This window comes from Haemophilus haemolyticus (assembly GCF_003490935.1).
Lineage (GTDB): Bacteria > Pseudomonadota > Gammaproteobacteria > Enterobacterales > Pasteurellaceae > Haemophilus > Haemophilus haemolyticus_M.
The window spans coordinates 41,740-57,189 of the sequence record NZ_QQGD01000005.1; the positions used below are offsets into that span (position 1 = coordinate 41,740).

A 15,450-nucleotide genomic window follows, 5' to 3' on the forward strand; every position below is an offset into this window, starting at 1 on the left:
CTATTTTGTTTTTTCGATTTGATGTTTAGCACCAAAGACAACTGCCGCTCTTGCATTTTCTGAATTGGATGATGGGGCTGCGATTGAGGAATTTTCAGAATTTGTAGTTGCAGTATTTTTTCCGTTATAGGTGAAGTATCCTCCTAATTCAGAAGCATGAGGTCCATAAAATGCACCATTAACATCAGTTGTAATATTAATTGGGGCATTTTGAGTTTGACTGTTTTTACCATCTATTACTAAATCTTTTGCAGTTGCTGTACCAGTGAAGGCATTACCACTATTTTTAAAGGTAGCATCAATGTTAAAAACGGTATTTTGCGTGTCTGCACGTTTTAACTCACCTTTTAATGTTTTATTGTCAAAATTAACATCAAAATCAGAAACACCACTTTTATCTCGTTGTTTATCCCCTGTGGTGGAGTAAGATGTCGTACCATCACTAATATAACCAAACCAACTACCATGATATTTTGCACTTCCTTGTTTAGGTATTTCGGCATTGGCAGTACGATGGCCTAACAAAAATTGGTGGTATTGTTTTGTTTGATCTGTGTTGTTCTTATCTTTGGTAGGTTTATCCTCATAATACATACCAAATTTTACATAGTTTAGATTATTACAACATGCTTCCACTTTATAGCTTTTATTTCCAATATCCTGATGTTTACTCGTTACGAAGTCACCTGTATTTTCAGGTAAAAGTGGAATAGGATAATTATCAATTAAAAGGTAATCAGCTTCACCAAAACTTGGTATATCTTTCGTGATAAAGTTGGTGGCATCAGTTGTTTTAGTAGAGAAAGTAGTTAGTTTGCCATCAATTAAGGTTTCTTTGGATAATTTTGGGTTTTCTGGCGTTTCTTTGGCACTAAATACCCCAAAAACTCGTTTATCATCAGCTAAGAATTTACCCCCTAATTCTTCACCGTTAGGCCCATAAAAACCACCTTCTAAGACTCCCTCACGGGTAAAGGGATGTTTTTCAGAATCTTTTTGGGTTGGATTTACTTTACCTCTGAATCTATTACTATAAATATCGGCATTAATATCATAGAGCTTTTCCTTTTTATATTCTTGAATATTATTTTTGCTTTGGGTATAAAACAGTTCACCTGTCAGTTTTTTAGTCCCAAAATCTGCATTAAATTCACTCACAAGCCCTTTTTCTCTCCCCTCATTATTTTCAACTTCTAAAGCCATATCGCTAGTCGTTGCACTACGTCTAGAATAAGCTTGACCGCCGCCAGAATTTCTTAACAATTCATAATTCTTGCCTTTTTGAGTCGCAGTAATAAAATCCCAAGTCCCTTTATATTTAGCTACGCCATTTACAGGCAACGTAGAGGCAACTTGATTGCCAAAGTAATACGCATATCCATAGTAACCTGAATAAAACTTGTTATTTGGTAAATCTCTTAGACTCCACGATGGAATATAATAAAGACCCGAATATACATATCGCTGCCCATGATGATTTTCTGTTGTATTTGTTGCCAAAGGTTCCTCAATTGAGCCAATTGGGGCATCCCCGTTTGTATTGTTATTTTCAATATCCTTTGCTATTGAGGAAAGCTCTGTTAAAACAACATAATCATTCAATAAGCTTGGTTCTTTGCTTGCTTTAAAATGCATATTTTGCGCAACTAACTTCATTCCTCCTCCTAAAGAAGGAATGAACAACTGATCTAAATTAGATTTTGTTCTTGAATTTGAAGTGTCGTCTTGATAATTCGGTTTAGAAGAGGAGGTATTAGAGACGTTATCTACATCAAAAGAACCACCTCCCCCTGCGCTACAGGCACTTAATAAAAAGGAAAGTCCACCAGTGATAAGAGAAACAGATTTCATAGAATTATACCCTTGTATTCAAATAATAATTATTCGCATTATCGTTCCTTTTCTGTAATAATGTCAACTCAGAGTTTCTTAAGAATATGGATAAAATATGAAAAATTGTATAAAACAGGTTTCCTTCCTATCATTAATGGGCTTATCGTTAACGAATGTAGTTTGGGCAGAAGTTGCACGTCCTAAAAATGATACATTGACAAATACGATTCAAAGTGCGGAATTAAAAACTTCATCCTTTTCTTCTATGCCCCAAGAGATTTCAAATAGGCATATTATTTCTCTATCCAAAAGCCAATTAGCGAACCATCCAAGACTTGTTTTGCGTGGGTTAATTCTTGCTTTATATCAAAATAACACTCAGGCAGTTCAACTGTTATTACCACTATATAAACAATTTCCTCAGCAAGATAATTTCTTACTAACTTGGGCAAAGGCTATTGAAACTCGTGAACAAGGTGATTTAACTCAATCTATTGCTTATTATCGTGAATTATTCGCTCGAGACGCATCTTTACTACCTTTACGCTATCAATTAGCTCAAGCCCTATTTTTTAACTATGAAAATGAATCTGCCAAAATTCAATTTGAAAAATTACGTACAGAGGTAGATGATGAAAAATTTTTAGGTGTTATTGATCAGTATCTTTTAACACTAAATCAGCGGAATCAATGGATATGGCAAGTAGGATTAAATTTTTTAAATGACGATAATTTGAATAATGCTCCAAAAAGTGGCACAAAAATTGGTAATTGGACCGCTTGGAAAAAAGAAAGTGGGCAGGGGGTAGGGTATTCTTTATCAGTAGAAAAAAAATGGCCATGGGCTCATCATTTTTTTAGTAAAACTATGTTTAATGGGAATGGAAAATATTATTGGGATAATAAAAAATACAATGAGGCTACTTTGCGTATAGGTGGTGGTTTAGGCTATCAAACTGCCTCAGTTGAAGTCTCGTTGATTCCTTTTAAAGAAAAACGTTGGTATGCAGGCGGTAGCTCTGGAACGAATACAATGAAGCAATATGCGGATAAATTAGGTATTCGTTTAGAAATGGTAGATTGGCTAAGTAAAACTTGGCAAATTTCTACCGCACTTGAGTATGGAAAATCTCGTTATAAAATCCGAAAACATTTAGATGGTAATTATTATTTCGTTTCATCAACATTATTTTATTTACCTAAAAGCACCCAATTTTGGTTTGTTGGCATGGATTTTCATCGAGAAAATACACAAGCATTAGATAATGCTTATCAACAAAAGACATTGAGACTTGGTTGGGGGCAGGATTGGTCTCATGGTATTTCATCACGTTTTACTTTTAGTTATGCTAATCGAGTGTACAGAGAGAAAGATTTTATTGGTATACAGCAAAAAAATCGCGAATATACAACCACAATTACTTTATGGCATCGAAATATACATTTTATGGGGCTAACACCCAAATTATCGTGGGATTATCAAAAATCCACCAGTAATCATGCTTTTTATCGTTATGATAAAAATAGAATTTATCTCGAAGTTGGAAAAACATTTTAAGGTTGAAAAGTTGTAAACTAACTGTTGAGTTATCTCTAACATTGTCAAAGTGCATACACTATATTTTAAATATTAATTTGATATTTTTTAAAAAATTTCCGTTTCTTATTTGACGAACGCGTATTTTATGATTAAAATTATGCTCTATTTTTATTAACTCATAATCTGGATTTAGGTAGATTACAATGAAACGTACATTTCAACCTTCTGTATTAAAACGTAGTCGTACTCACGGTTTCCGTGCTCGTATGGCAACTAAAAATGGCCGTCAAGTTTTAGCGCGTCGTCGTGCTAAAGGTCGTAAAAGTTTATCTGCATAATCACCGTTCTTAGTGGTTAAGCTGAACTTTTCAAGGGAGTTACGTTTGTTAACTCCCGTTCAATTCAAAAATGTCTTCGAACAACCGTTCAGAGCTAGCACTCCAGAAATAACCATTCTTGCCAGAAAAAATAATCTTGAGCATCCTCGCTTAGGTTTGACAGTCGCTAAAAAACATTTAAAACGAGCTCATGATCGTAATCGTATTAAACGCTTAGTGCGAGAAAGTTTTCGTTTATCGCAACATCGTTTACCAGCATGTGATTTTGTTTTTGTTGCAAAAGGTGGTATTGGTAAGCTTGATAATAGCTCTTTTGTGCAAATCTTAGAAAAATTATGGCAACGACACATTCGTTTGGTGCAAAAATCTTAATTGGATTTATTCGTTTCTATCAAGTTGTTATTAGTCCTCTTATCGGACCGCGTTGTCGGTTTGTGCCTACTTGTTCTTGCTATGGCATTGAAGCGTTAAAAACACATGGATTGTTAAAAGGTAGTTGGCTTACTCTAAAACGTGTATTAAAATGTCACCCCTTGAACGCTGGTGGATTCGATCCTGTTCCACCTAAAATCAATAATAACGATGAGAAAAAATAATGGACTCAAGACGTAGCCTATTAGTGTTAGCGCTAATTTTTATTTCTTTCCTTGTTTATCAGCAATGGCAGTTGGATAAAAATCCACAAGTGCCAACTGAGCAAACAACTTCAATGACTGCCAATTCTGATGTTCCGGCAAGTTCTCCTTCTTCTAATTCACAAGTCGTAGCAGATTCTCAAACTCATGGCCGTATTATTACCCTTGAAAACGATGTATTTCGTTTGAAAGTTGATACTTTAGGCGGTGATGTAATTAGTTCTGAATTATTAAAATATGATGCAGAATTGGATTCAAAAACACCGTTTGAGTTATTAAAAGATACCAAAGAACATGTGTATATTGCACAAAGTGGTTTAATTGGTAAAAACGGTATCGATACTCGTTCTGGTCGTGCGCAATATCAAATTGAAGGTGATAATTTTAAATTAGCAGATGGTCAAGCGTCTCTTTCTGTACCTCTTCTTTTTGAAAAAGATGGTGTGACTTATCAAAAAATCTTTGTATTAAAACGTGGTAGCTATGATTTAGGCGTAGATTACAAGATTGATAACCAAAGTGCTCAAGCTATTGAAGTAGAGCCTTATGGTCAATTAAAACATTCTATTGTTGAAAGCTCTGGTAATGTAGCAATGCCAACTTACACTGGTGGCGCATATTCTTCTTCGGAAACTAACTATAAAAAATATAGTTTTGGCGATATGAAGGATAATAATCTTTCTATTGATACTAAAGCTGGTTGGGTTGCAGTATTACAACATTATTTCGTATCTGCCTGGATCCCTAATCAAGATGTAAATAATCAACTTTACACAATTACAGATACTAAAAATAATGTCGCTTCAATCGGTTATCGTGGCCCTGTTGTGACTATTCCTGCTGGTGGTCAAGAGACGATTACAAGTTCATTATGGACTGGCCCTAAACTTCAAAATCAAATGGCTACCGTAGCAAACCATTTAGATTTAACAGTTGATTACGGTTGGGCTTGGTTTATTGCTAAACCGTTATTCTGGTTATTAACCTTTATTCAAGGGATTGTATCTAACTGGGGCTTAGCGATTATCTGTGTAACAATCGTGGTTAAAGCAATTTTGTATCCACTTACGAAAGCACAATATACATCAATGGCTAAAATGCGTATGTTGCAACCTAAAATGCAAGAAATGCGTGAGCGTTTTGGTGATGATCGCCAACGTATGAGCCAAGAAATGATGAAACTTTATAAAGAAGAAAAAGTAAATCCACTTGGTGGTTGTTTGCCAATTCTTCTTCAAATGCCAATCTTCATCGCATTATATTGGACATTTATGGAAGCAGTTGAATTACGTCACGCTCCGTTCTTTGGTTGGATTCAAGATTTATCAGCACAAGATCCTTATTATATTTTCCCTATTTTAATGGGTATCTCAATGTTCTTGTTGCAAAAAATGTCGCCAACACCAGTGGCTGATCCAATGCAGCAAAAAGTGATGAACTTTATGCCATTAGTCTTTATGTTCTTCTTCTTATGGTTCCCTGCTGGTTTAGTATTGTACTGGTTAGTTTCTAACTTAATTACAATTGCACAACAGCAATTAATTTATCGTGGATTAGAGAAAAAGGGATTACATTCTCGTAAGAAATAATCTTAAATGAATGGAAAGAAAGGCACCAAAAGTGCCTTTCTTTGTTTTATCAGTCGTGGTAACTGTGTCCACAGTTAATGATAGTAATAGCGCTGTTGGTCAACATATGCATTTTCTCAATAGGGTAATATTACGATTAGTCTAGAGTATACTTACTCTACGTGATAATAGGTTTTTTATGAAAGAAACAATCGTTGCTCAAGCTACTGCGCCAGGTCGTGGTGGTATTGGGATTTTAAGAGTCTCTGGGCCTTTAGCAACAGAAGTTGCACAAGCGGTGTTGGGGAAATGTCCTAAGCCAAGAATGGCTGATTATCTCCCTTTTAAAGATGCTGATGGCACTGTTTTAGATCAAGGGATTGCTCTTTACTTCAAATCACCAAATTCATTTACTGGTGAGGATGTATTGGAATTGCAAGGTCACGGTGGGCAGGTTGTATTAGATTTATTACTCAAACGTATTTTGCAAATTGATGGAATCCGTTTGGCGAGACCAGGTGAGTTTTCTGAACAAGCTTTTTTGAATGATAAATTGGATCTTGCTCAAGCGGAAGCGATTGCGGATTTAATTGATGCAACATCAGAACAGGCAGCACGTTCCGCATTAAAATCTTTGCAAGGTGAATTTTCAAAGAAAGTAAATGAATTAGTTGAATCGGTTATTTACTTACGTACCTATGTGGAAGCGAGCATTGATTTTCCTGATGAAGAAATAGATTTCTTGGCGGATGGAAAAATTGAAGCAAACTTACGCGGAATTATTAATCAGTTGGAAGATGTTCGCTCAGAAGCCAAACAAGGTTCTATTTTACGTGAAGGTATGAAAGTGGTGATTGCCGGTCGTCCGAATGCAGGCAAATCGAGCTTGCTTAATGCGCTTGCTGGTCGCGAAGCGGCGATCGTAACAGATATTGCTGGGACAACGCGCGATGTATTGCGTGAGCATATTCATATTGATGGCATGCCATTGCATATTATTGATACCGCGGGTCTTCGAGATGCAACTGATGAAGTCGAGCGCATTGGCATTTCTCGCGCATGGACGGAGATTGAACAAGCCGATCGTATTATTTTGATGTTAGATAGTAGCGATCCTGAAAGTGCAGATTTAAGTAAAGTGCGGTCAGAATTTTTAGCAAAATTACCCACAACGTTGCCTGTCACTATTGTTCGAAATAAAATTGATTTAAATGGCGAACAAGCAAGTGAAAGCCAAGAAGACGGGTACCAAATGATTAGTCTTTCCGCTCAAACGCATGATGGTGTACAACTTTTACGTGAACATTTGAAACAAACAATGGGGTTCCAAACTGGTATGGAAGGCGGCTTTTTAGCTCGTCGTCGTCATTTAGATGCACTTGAGAAAGCTGCAGAGCATTTACAAATCGGTTTAGTTCAACTTACAGAATTTCATGCAGGAGAACTTTTAGCGGAAGAATTACGCTTAGTACAAGCTCACTTGAGTGAAATTACAGGTGAATTCACATCAGATGACTTGCTAGGTAATATTTTTAGCTCTTTCTGTATTGGAAAATAATTTCTAAATTATGAGCTTTTATACACTTTGTATTATTGCGCTGGGCTTATCAATGGATTCCTTTGCTGTATCCATTCCTAAAGGTATTGCATTAAGATCTTTTCGTTGGAAACACACTCTTTATATTTCTCTCTGTTTTGGATTTTTCCAAGGTATCATGCTTGCAATAGGTTTTTTTGTAGGCTTGCAATTCAGTTCAATGATTCAAGATTGGGATCATTGGATTGGTTTTGTTTTACTTGCATTAATTGGCATTAATATGGTGCGTGAGGGATTAAATACTGATTCCGAAGCAAGTGTAGAGCCATCTATAAATTTGAAACGTTTATTGACTTTGGGTTTAGCTACGAGTGTAGATGCCTTAGCAATTGGCATATCTTTCGCTTTTCTTTCGGTCGATATTTTTTCTGCTATGGTAATTATTGCACTGACTACTTTTATCGTTTCATTATTCGGCGTAAAGAGCGGTCATTTTCTTGGGCAGAAATTTAGATCAAAAGCGGAGATTTTTGGTGGCATAGTGCTGATTGGAATTGGCATTAGCTTGCTTTATGAGCACGGTATTTTCACTTTTTAAGATGCTAATTTTCTACGTTTAGATTATAATCGGGGAAAATTTTATATTTATAACAAGGGTTATTGAATGTTAATTGAAAAAATGCATCACTTAGCAAATTCAAAAGTTTCTAAGTTTATTTTGGGTTTGATTACTTTATCGTTTTTAGTCGGCGGTATGTCTGGCTATCTTTTTAGTTCAAATGATACTTACGCTGCAAAAGTTAATGGTGAAGTGATTTCGCAACAAGATTTTTTAAATCGCTACAACCAAGAATTTGAGGCTCGTGCACAACGCGAAGGCGAAGCATTTATGGCTCAGTCAGATTCTCCAGAATTTGTTACCGCACTTCGTCAAAGCACCATCAATCGAATGATTGATCAAGAATTACTTCGTCAATATGCGAAAGAATTAAAATTAGGCGTGAGCGATGAAATGATTAAACGAGCAATTGTGACTGATCCCAATTTTCAAGTTAATGGCAAATTTGATAACGGTGTTTATCAACAAGTATTACAACAAAATCGTTTAAGTTCAGATGGTTATGCGGCTATTTTGCGTGGCGCATTAACCCTTGAACAAATGCAAAGTGGTGTTGCTAACAGTGAGTTTATTGTGCCAGCTCAAGCAAAAAATACCGCAGAAGTTTTCTTTCAAAAGCGTTCAGCTCGTTTAGCAACATTACCTCTTGCTGATGAAATGGCAAAGCAAGCAGTATCTGATGATGAAATTAAAGCTTATTATGAAGCTAATCAAAAATCTTTTGTTCAGCCAGAACAAGTGAAGGTTCAATATATTGATCTCTCTGGTAGCCAAATCGAAAAAGGTATCGAAGTTAAAGATGTAGAAATTGCGCAATATTATCAAGATAATAAAGCTCAATTTATGACTCAGCGTTTAGCACATATTCAATTTGCAAATGAGCAAGATGCTAAGTCTGCTTATGATGAATTACAAAAAGGCGCAAATTTCTCTGATGTAGCTAAAGCTAAATCTTTAGATAAAGTTTCTGGTGAGAATGGTGGTGATTTAGGTTGGGTAAATGCGAATGAATTACCAAAAGCTTTTGAAGATGCTGCAGCTGCATTGCAGGTAGGTCAATATAGCCAACCAATCAATGTGGATGGCAATTACCATATTGTTTTAGTGCAAGAGCGTAAAGCTCAAACTTTAGATGAAGTGAAAGCACATGTTGCAGATTTAGTTCGTAAATCCTTGTTAGAAAATCGTTATTACGCAATTGAAAAGCAAGTGCGTGATAAGGCTTTTGAGGATAGCAAATCCTTGAATACTGCGGCACAAGTCGCAGGTGTTAAAGTTCAAGAGAGCGGTTATTTTTCTCGTCAAAATGTACCTGCAGAATTAAATTTCCCTAATGTAGTTTCTGCCGTTTTTGAATCTGATATTGCCAATGGTGGTGCTAATTCAGAGCCTTTGAATGTTGGCGATTATCACGCTATTGTAGTTCGTGTGTTAGAGCACAAACCTGAAGGTGTGAGAACATTGGAAGATGCGAAAGAGGATATTGAAATGTTCTTAAAACGCCAGAAGGCTGAAAATGTCTTAAATGAAAAAGCACAACAAGCGGTGAAAGCATTAAGCGAAAATGCTGAATCGAAAGTGGATGGAATTAATTTCTCAAGTGAGCAAACTTTTACTTTAAGTGAAAATAAAGATCCAATTTTAACAAATGGCGTATTCTCAATTGCTAAACCAGAATCAGGTAAAGTGGTTTACCAAGTTGCTCGTAATGAGAAAGGCGATGTAGTTATTATTGCTCTAAATAAAGTAGAAGACGGCGTGCTTAACGATAAAGAATTAAGCCAATTTAGTGCTCAATTATTACGTACAAGTCAGGCTGAAGTTCAAGCGCAATTAATGCAAGGATTGCGTGAGAGAGCTAAAATTGAAGTAAATGATGCTTTCATCAATCAAGATGATGAAGCGCAGCAATAATTGATTAAATTGCAATCTCAGATAAATTTTGATAAAAAGTGCGGTAAATTCACCGCACTTTTTTATAGGGAGCAAACAATGGCAGAAGAAACAATTTTTAGTAAAATCATCCGTAAAGAAATTCCTGCAAATATCGTCTATCAAGATGAATTAGTCACAGCGTTTCGTGATATTTCACCACAAGCTAAAACACATATTTTGATCATTCCAAATAAAGTAATTCCAACAGTGAATGATGTGACGGAGCAAGATGAACTAACGCTAGGTAGATTATTTAGCGTAGCGGCGAAACTCGCTAAAGAAGAAGGCATTGCGGAAGACGGTTACCGCCTAATTGTGAATTGTAATAAACATGGTGGACAAGAAGTATTCCATTTACATATGCATTTAGTCGGTGGTGAACCTTTAGGTAGAATGTTAGCGAAATAATGAAAAAATATTTTCTAATTTTGGCGAGCCTTGTGCTCGCTGCTTGTTCAAGTTCAGTAGAAAACTTAACTTATTCAACCAAGCCGATTTTGAATATCACATCTAATCTTTCACCTTTAATTCAAGTTGAAACGAGTCAAAAATCAGCGCTTATAAAAAATAAAAGTCAGCAACTTTTGAATATAAGTTACTACTTGTATTGGTACGATCATTTAGGGGTAACCCAAACTTGGGTAAATCAGCAAGAAAGCTATTCCGCTCAATTTTTGCTAAAACCACAAGAAGAGAAATTGATCGATTTAATTAAACCTACTGTAGAAAGTAAAAATTATCGCCTTTATTTAAAATAATTTATGAGCACGTTGTTAATTGATTTAAAAGGAAAAGAGTTGGAACAAGAGGAAGTTGAGTTACTTTCTCATCCTCTTGTTGCGGGATTGATTTTATTTACTCGAAATTTTGAAGATAGAGAACAAATTCAAGAATTAATTCGTTCTGTTCGTCAACGAGTGAAAAAGCCTTTATTGATTACGGTGGATCAAGAAGGTGGACGAGTTCAACGTTTCCGCGATGGATTCACAATATTACCTTCAATGCAGGCTTTTCAAGAAACACTGTCAACAACAGAACAAGTGAACTTCGCTAAAGAAGCAGGTTGGCAAATGGCAGCAGAAATGATTGCCTTGGATATTGACTTGAGTTTTGCGCCGGTGTTGGATTTGGGGCATGAATGTCGAGCGATTGGTGATCGCAGTTTTTCATCTGATGTAAAAAGTGCGGTAAATTTAGCAGCCGCTTTTATTGATGGTATGCATCAAGCAGGTATGGCATCTACAGGTAAACATTTCCCCGGCCATGGCCATGTATTAGCCGATTCTCATTTAGAAACACCTTATGATGATCGCGCAAAAGACGAAATTTTTAGTTGCGATCTCCAACCTTTCCAACAGTTGATTTCACAAAATAAACTCGATGCCATTATGCCTGCGCATGTCATTTATAGACAATGTGATAGTCAACCAGCAAGTGGTTCAGAATATTGGTTAAAAGAAATCTTACGAAAACAACTAAATTTCCAAGGTGCAATTTTTTCCGATGATCTCGGTATGAAAGGCGCTGGTGTAATGGGCGATTTTGTAGAGCGTAGCAAAAAAGCACTCAATGCAGGTTGTGATCTTTTATTGCTGTGCAATGAACGTGAAAGTGTCATTCAAGTATTAGATAATCTAAAACTTACTGAAAATGAACCGCACTTTATGGCTCGTCAAGCTCGTTTACAAAATTTATTTAAACGTAGAGTGATCGAGTGGAATGATTTGGTTTTAGATCAACGTTGGAAACTGAATTACCGAAATCTCGCAGATATTCAAAGCCGTTGGTTAGATATTCAGGCTGCAAGAAAATGATTGATTGTCGATACTATCAACAAAATGAATGTCGTTCTTGTCAATGGCTTGAAATACCTTATAGTCAGCAGCTAACTGAAAAACAACATCATTTAAAGCAGCAACTGATTTCTATTAATTGCGATGGAGCTCAATGGTTGGCTCCTTTTCAATCTGATGAACAAGGCTTTCGTAATAAAGCCAAGATGGTTGTGAGTGGTAGTGTTGAACGCCCGATACTTGGCATTTTAAAAAAAACTAATGATCCACAAAGTGCGATTGATTTGTGTGATTGTCCCCTTTATCCAACTCATTTTTCATTGATTTTTCCAGTTTTGAAGGATTTTATTGGCCGTGCTGGTTTAGTACCTTATAACATTGCTAAACAAAAAGGCGAGCTTAAATATATTTTGCTGACAGAAAGTATCGCGACGGGAAAATTAATGTTGCGCTTTGTGTTGCGCACAGAAAATAAATTGCCATTAATTCGTCGAGAATTACCCAAATTATTGGAAAAATTACCGTACTTAGAAGTGGTTAGCATTAATTTACAACCACAGCACGCGGCAATTTTAGAAGGTGAACAAGAAATTTTTCTGACAGAACAACAATTTTTGCCTGAGAATTTCAATGGTATTCCGCTCTTTATTCGCCCACAAGGTTTCTTTCAAACTAACCCTAAAGTGGCGGCAGGATTATATGTTACAGCCCAGCAATGGGTGAGTGAATTATCAATTTATAAAGTCTGGGATTTATTTTGTGGCGTGGGAGGATTTGGCTTACATTGCGCTAAAGCTTTACAGGAAAAATGGGAAAAAAGTATTGAGTTGACTGGAATTGAAATTTCCTCATCAGCTATTTTTGCTGCGAGCCATTCCGCTAAAATATTGGGTTTAGAACATGTAAATTTCCAATCACTAGACGCGGCAAGTGTGATGAAAAATCAGAATGAGAATAAGCCAGATCTTGTGATTGTAAATCCACCACGTCGTGGAATTGGAAAGGAATTAAGTGAATTTCTTAATGAAATGCAATCGGACTTTATTTTATATTCTAGTTGTAATTCTGTAACAATGGGTAAAGATTTACAGTATCTCACTTTTTATAAACCATTGAAAATTCAACTTTTTGATATGTTTCCGCAAACATCTCATTATGAAGTATTAGTTCTATTGCAAAGAAAAAAGAATAATTGAAAAAATATAAATAGTTTGGGGATTTGAAAGAGGGGTGGTGGAACTAAGCAGAATTGGTCTTAACAGCAAGTGGCTTACTGCGCGCATCCCTGCGGGATTTCTACCCAGCCCACCATAGATTAGAAAATGCATCTTGGTGTTCTAGCTTTTGCAGCATAAAACTATGCAATAAGGTTATAAACCTTTAAAGCCACTATATCAGGAGACCAATCCTGTCTTCCCACTATATTTGTAAGAAGTTGGATAATGATAGAATCCTTTATATTAATTGTCAATTAATGTTTTGAATATTATTTCTAATTAAACAAAAACCATCCAAATTGATTTTGGATGGTTTCATTTTTGAATAATTTATGATGAAAAATTATCTTGCGCCATATACAACGATGGTTTTTCCATGGGCATGAATAAGATTCTGATCCTCTAACATCTTAATAATACGTCCTACAGTTTCTCGTGAACAACCGACCATTTGTCCAATTTCTTGACGTGTAATTTTGATTTGCATCCCATCAGGATGTGTCATTGCGTCAGGCTGTTTAGCTAAGTTCATTAGCGTTTGAGCAATACGGCCTGCCACATCTAAGAATGCTAAATTACTGACTTGGCGTGAAGTATTTTGTAAACGTCTAGCCAGTTGTGCGGTTAAAAACATTAAGATTTCTGGGTTTGCTTGAATTAATTGACGATATTTTTTATAAGAAATCTCAGCAATTTCACATGTTGTTTTTGTTTTTACCCAAGCAGATCTTTTTGAACCCTCATCAAATAATCCAGCCTCACCAAAGAATTGTCCTGCACCCAAATAAGTGAGAATCATCTCTTTACCTTCGTCATCTTTTGCTGACACCATTACAGAGCCTTTAATGACATAATAAAGTGTCGTTGCATCTTCACCTGCGTGAATTAAAGTTGATTTAGCGGGATATTTATGTAAATGGCAGTGAGTAAGAAACCAATCTAAAACTGGATCTCGTTGAGTTGTATCTTCTTCTTGAGAGGAGGTTACAACTTCATCAATTTCGGTTAATTCATTTGACATTCGTGCTCCTTACATTCCTGTTTCAAAAATTCCGTTTTATTTTTGATGTCAATGGATTCATGCAATTCAGACCATACAATCACCGCAATTCCATTGCGAATTTGAGTCAGTAAAAGTTGTTTTTTTTGGTTGAGTGAAAGTTCTTCTATACCGTAATCGGTTCCTTCGCGTAAAATTACGCTTTCTACGATATTATCTAATGTTTCTGCTTCTAGTTCTTGCCAAGGAATAATCATATATTTACTCGGTAAAGTCAATTAGGCAAAAAGTGGCTCGATAAAACGCCATTGTTGTTCGAAAGACTGGCTTGCATTCAGACGGAAATTAGTACGAACATAGCGCATAAATTGTCCTTCACATAGTGTTACTAAATGCGAAGCAATTATGCGTTCATCCACATTAAAGCCGCGTCCTTCACGCAATTTTCGCATTTGTAAAATATTGACAAACTGCATTTCAAGACGATTAAAAAATTGTGCGACTCGAACTTGCAATTGCGCATCTTCAAACATTAATGCATGACCTGTTAGAATTCGAGTTAAGCCAGGATTTTTACGGGCAAAATCTAAGATCGTTTGTAAAATATCGTGAATGCGATTCATTGTTTGGGTTTCGTTACGCATAGAAGCGGTAATACGGCTTAATAAGGTATTTTCGATGTGCTCGATTAAGGCTTCAAACATTTTTGTTTTGCTTGGAAAGTAACGATATAACGCAGCTTCTGATACCCCAACTTCTTTTGCTAAACGAGCCGTTGTCATACGCTCCATGCCTCGTTCGGAATGAAGCATATGTATCAACACAGTAAGCACTTGTTGACGACGTTCTTTTACCGTTCTTTTTTCAATTTTTGGTGTTTCAATTTTAGGCGCAATCTCTTCCACGCCTGATAAAGATAATTGTTCTTCTACCATAAATTATTGTTTACCTGAATGACCGAAACCGCCTTCACCACGTTCGGTTTGTTGAAAATCTTCTACAATATTAAATTCAGCTTGTACTACTGGCACGAAAACAAGTTGAGCAATGCGATCACCGACTTCAATTTTGAATGGCTCATTTCCACGGTTCCACATTGATACCATTAATGGCCCTTGATAATCGGAGTCAATTAATCCTACAAGGTTTCCTAGCACAATGCCGTGTTTATGACCAAGACCAGAGCGAGGCAAAATCACTGCCGCTAAATTTGGATCTGCAATATAAATTGAAAGGCCCGTCGGAATTAATTTGGTTTCACCGGGTTGAATTTCAAAGCTTTCATCGATCAAAGCACGTAAATCAAGACCTGCCGAACCTTCAGTTGCGTAAGTTGGCATAGGAAATTCATTTCCAATGCGGGAATCTAAAATTTTTACATCAATTTTTTTCATGTCATACTCCGTTTGAAATTCATTTTTAGGTAAAAGTGCGG

17 protein-coding genes are annotated in these 15,450 nt (G+C 36.2%); 12 read left to right on the top strand and 5 right to left on the bottom strand.

The window, feature by feature from the left end; translation table 11 throughout:
- Nucleotides 1-1,851, bottom strand: coding sequence for a transferrin-binding protein-like solute binding protein (locus tag DV417_RS07000; protein WP_065246136.1), 1,851 nt, complete (start codon nucleotides 1,849-1,851; stop codon nucleotides 1-3).
- A 97-nt stretch (nucleotides 1,852-1,948) separates the two neighbouring features.
- Here DV417_RS07000 and DV417_RS07005 point away from each other — a divergent pair, with 97 nt between their 5' ends.
- From DV417_RS07005 to rlmC, 12 genes are all read left to right on the top strand, one after another.
- Nucleotides 1,949-3,391, top strand: coding sequence for a surface lipoprotein assembly modifier (locus DV417_RS07005; protein ID WP_065246135.1), 1,443 nt, complete (start codon nucleotides 1,949-1,951; stop codon nucleotides 3,389-3,391).
- Between the two features lie 185 nt (nucleotides 3,392-3,576).
- Entirely contained in the window at nucleotides 3,577-3,711 is a 135-nt protein-coding gene (gene rpmH / locus DV417_RS07010) for a 50S ribosomal protein L34 (RefSeq protein ID WP_005539760.1), read from the top strand.
- A gap of 12 nt (nucleotides 3,712-3,723) precedes the next feature.
- Complete coding sequence (gene rnpA, locus DV417_RS07015) at nucleotides 3,724-4,083, top strand: ribonuclease P protein component (RefSeq protein WP_032803246.1); 360 nt, start codon at nucleotides 3,724-3,726, stop codon at nucleotides 4,081-4,083.
- On the top strand, nucleotides 4,047-4,307 hold the full coding sequence (gene yidD / locus DV417_RS07020; protein ID WP_005627402.1) for a membrane protein insertion efficiency factor YidD: 261 nt from the start codon (nucleotides 4,047-4,049) through the stop codon (nucleotides 4,305-4,307). Before rnpA ends, yidD begins: the two co-directional genes overlap by 37 nt.
- The gene (yidC, locus tag DV417_RS07025; protein ID WP_065246134.1) at nucleotides 4,307-5,935 is read left to right on the top strand and encodes a membrane protein insertase YidC; all 1,629 of its coding nucleotides are present in this window, start codon (nucleotides 4,307-4,309) and stop codon (nucleotides 5,933-5,935) included. Before yidD ends, yidC begins: the two co-directional genes overlap by 1 nt.
- A 178-nt stretch (nucleotides 5,936-6,113) precedes the next feature.
- The gene (gene mnmE / locus DV417_RS07030; protein WP_065246133.1) at nucleotides 6,114-7,472 is read left to right on the top strand and encodes a tRNA uridine-5-carboxymethylaminomethyl(34) synthesis GTPase MnmE; all 1,359 of its coding nucleotides are present in this window, start codon (nucleotides 6,114-6,116) and stop codon (nucleotides 7,470-7,472) included.
- A gap of 10 nt (nucleotides 7,473-7,482) precedes the next feature.
- Entirely contained in the window at nucleotides 7,483-8,049 is a 567-nt protein-coding gene (locus DV417_RS07035; protein ID WP_118879214.1) for a manganese efflux pump MntP, read from the top strand.
- 66 nt (nucleotides 8,050-8,115) lie between these two features.
- Complete coding sequence (gene ppiD / locus DV417_RS07040) at nucleotides 8,116-9,984, top strand: peptidylprolyl isomerase (RefSeq protein WP_065246131.1); 1,869 nt, start codon at nucleotides 8,116-8,118, stop codon at nucleotides 9,982-9,984.
- Between the two features lie 78 nt (nucleotides 9,985-10,062).
- On the top strand, nucleotides 10,063-10,413 hold the full coding sequence (gene hinT, locus DV417_RS07045) for a purine nucleoside phosphoramidase (RefSeq protein ID WP_065246130.1): 351 nt from the start codon (nucleotides 10,063-10,065) through the stop codon (nucleotides 10,411-10,413).
- On the top strand, nucleotides 10,413-10,763 hold the full coding sequence (locus DV417_RS07050) for a YcfL family putative periplasmic lipoprotein (RefSeq protein ID WP_065246129.1): 351 nt from the start codon (nucleotides 10,413-10,415) through the stop codon (nucleotides 10,761-10,763). The genes hinT and DV417_RS07050 overlap by 1 nt, the downstream gene beginning before the upstream one ends.
- A 3-nt stretch (nucleotides 10,764-10,766) precedes the next feature.
- Nucleotides 10,767-11,819: a beta-N-acetylhexosaminidase gene (gene nagZ / locus DV417_RS07055; RefSeq protein WP_065246128.1), complete on the top strand. Its 1,053-nt coding sequence runs from the start codon at nucleotides 10,767-10,769 to the stop codon at nucleotides 11,817-11,819.
- Nucleotides 11,816-12,994 (top strand): 23S rRNA (uracil(747)-C(5))-methyltransferase RlmC, encoded by a 1,179-nt coding sequence (gene rlmC / locus DV417_RS07060; protein ID WP_118879215.1) that lies wholly within the window; start codon nucleotides 11,816-11,818, stop codon nucleotides 12,992-12,994. Before nagZ ends, rlmC begins: the two co-directional genes overlap by 4 nt.
- A 364-nt stretch (nucleotides 12,995-13,358) precedes the next feature.
- Here the strand turns inward: rlmC and crp are convergent, their stop codons facing one another.
- The 4 genes from crp to dut are packed head-to-tail and all read right to left on the bottom strand — an operon-like array spanning nucleotide 13,359 to nucleotide 15,409.
- Nucleotides 13,359-14,036, bottom strand: a complete 678-nt coding sequence (gene crp / locus DV417_RS07065; protein WP_005645968.1) for a cAMP-activated global transcriptional regulator CRP — start codon at nucleotides 14,034-14,036, stop codon at nucleotides 13,359-13,361.
- On the bottom strand, nucleotides 14,021-14,272 hold the full coding sequence (locus DV417_RS07070) for a YheU family protein (protein WP_005631427.1): 252 nt from the start codon (nucleotides 14,270-14,272) through the stop codon (nucleotides 14,021-14,023). Before DV417_RS07070 ends, crp begins: the two co-directional genes overlap by 16 nt.
- Before the next feature lie 21 nt (nucleotides 14,273-14,293).
- Nucleotides 14,294-14,950 (bottom strand): nucleoid occlusion factor SlmA, encoded by a 657-nt coding sequence (gene slmA, locus DV417_RS07075; RefSeq protein WP_005636931.1) that lies wholly within the window; start codon nucleotides 14,948-14,950, stop codon nucleotides 14,294-14,296.
- A gap of 3 nt (nucleotides 14,951-14,953) precedes the next feature.
- Nucleotides 14,954-15,409, bottom strand: coding sequence for a dUTP diphosphatase (gene dut, locus DV417_RS07080; RefSeq protein ID WP_118781918.1), 456 nt, complete (start codon nucleotides 15,407-15,409; stop codon nucleotides 14,954-14,956).
- Nucleotides 15,410-15,450 lie beyond the last annotated feature (41 nt).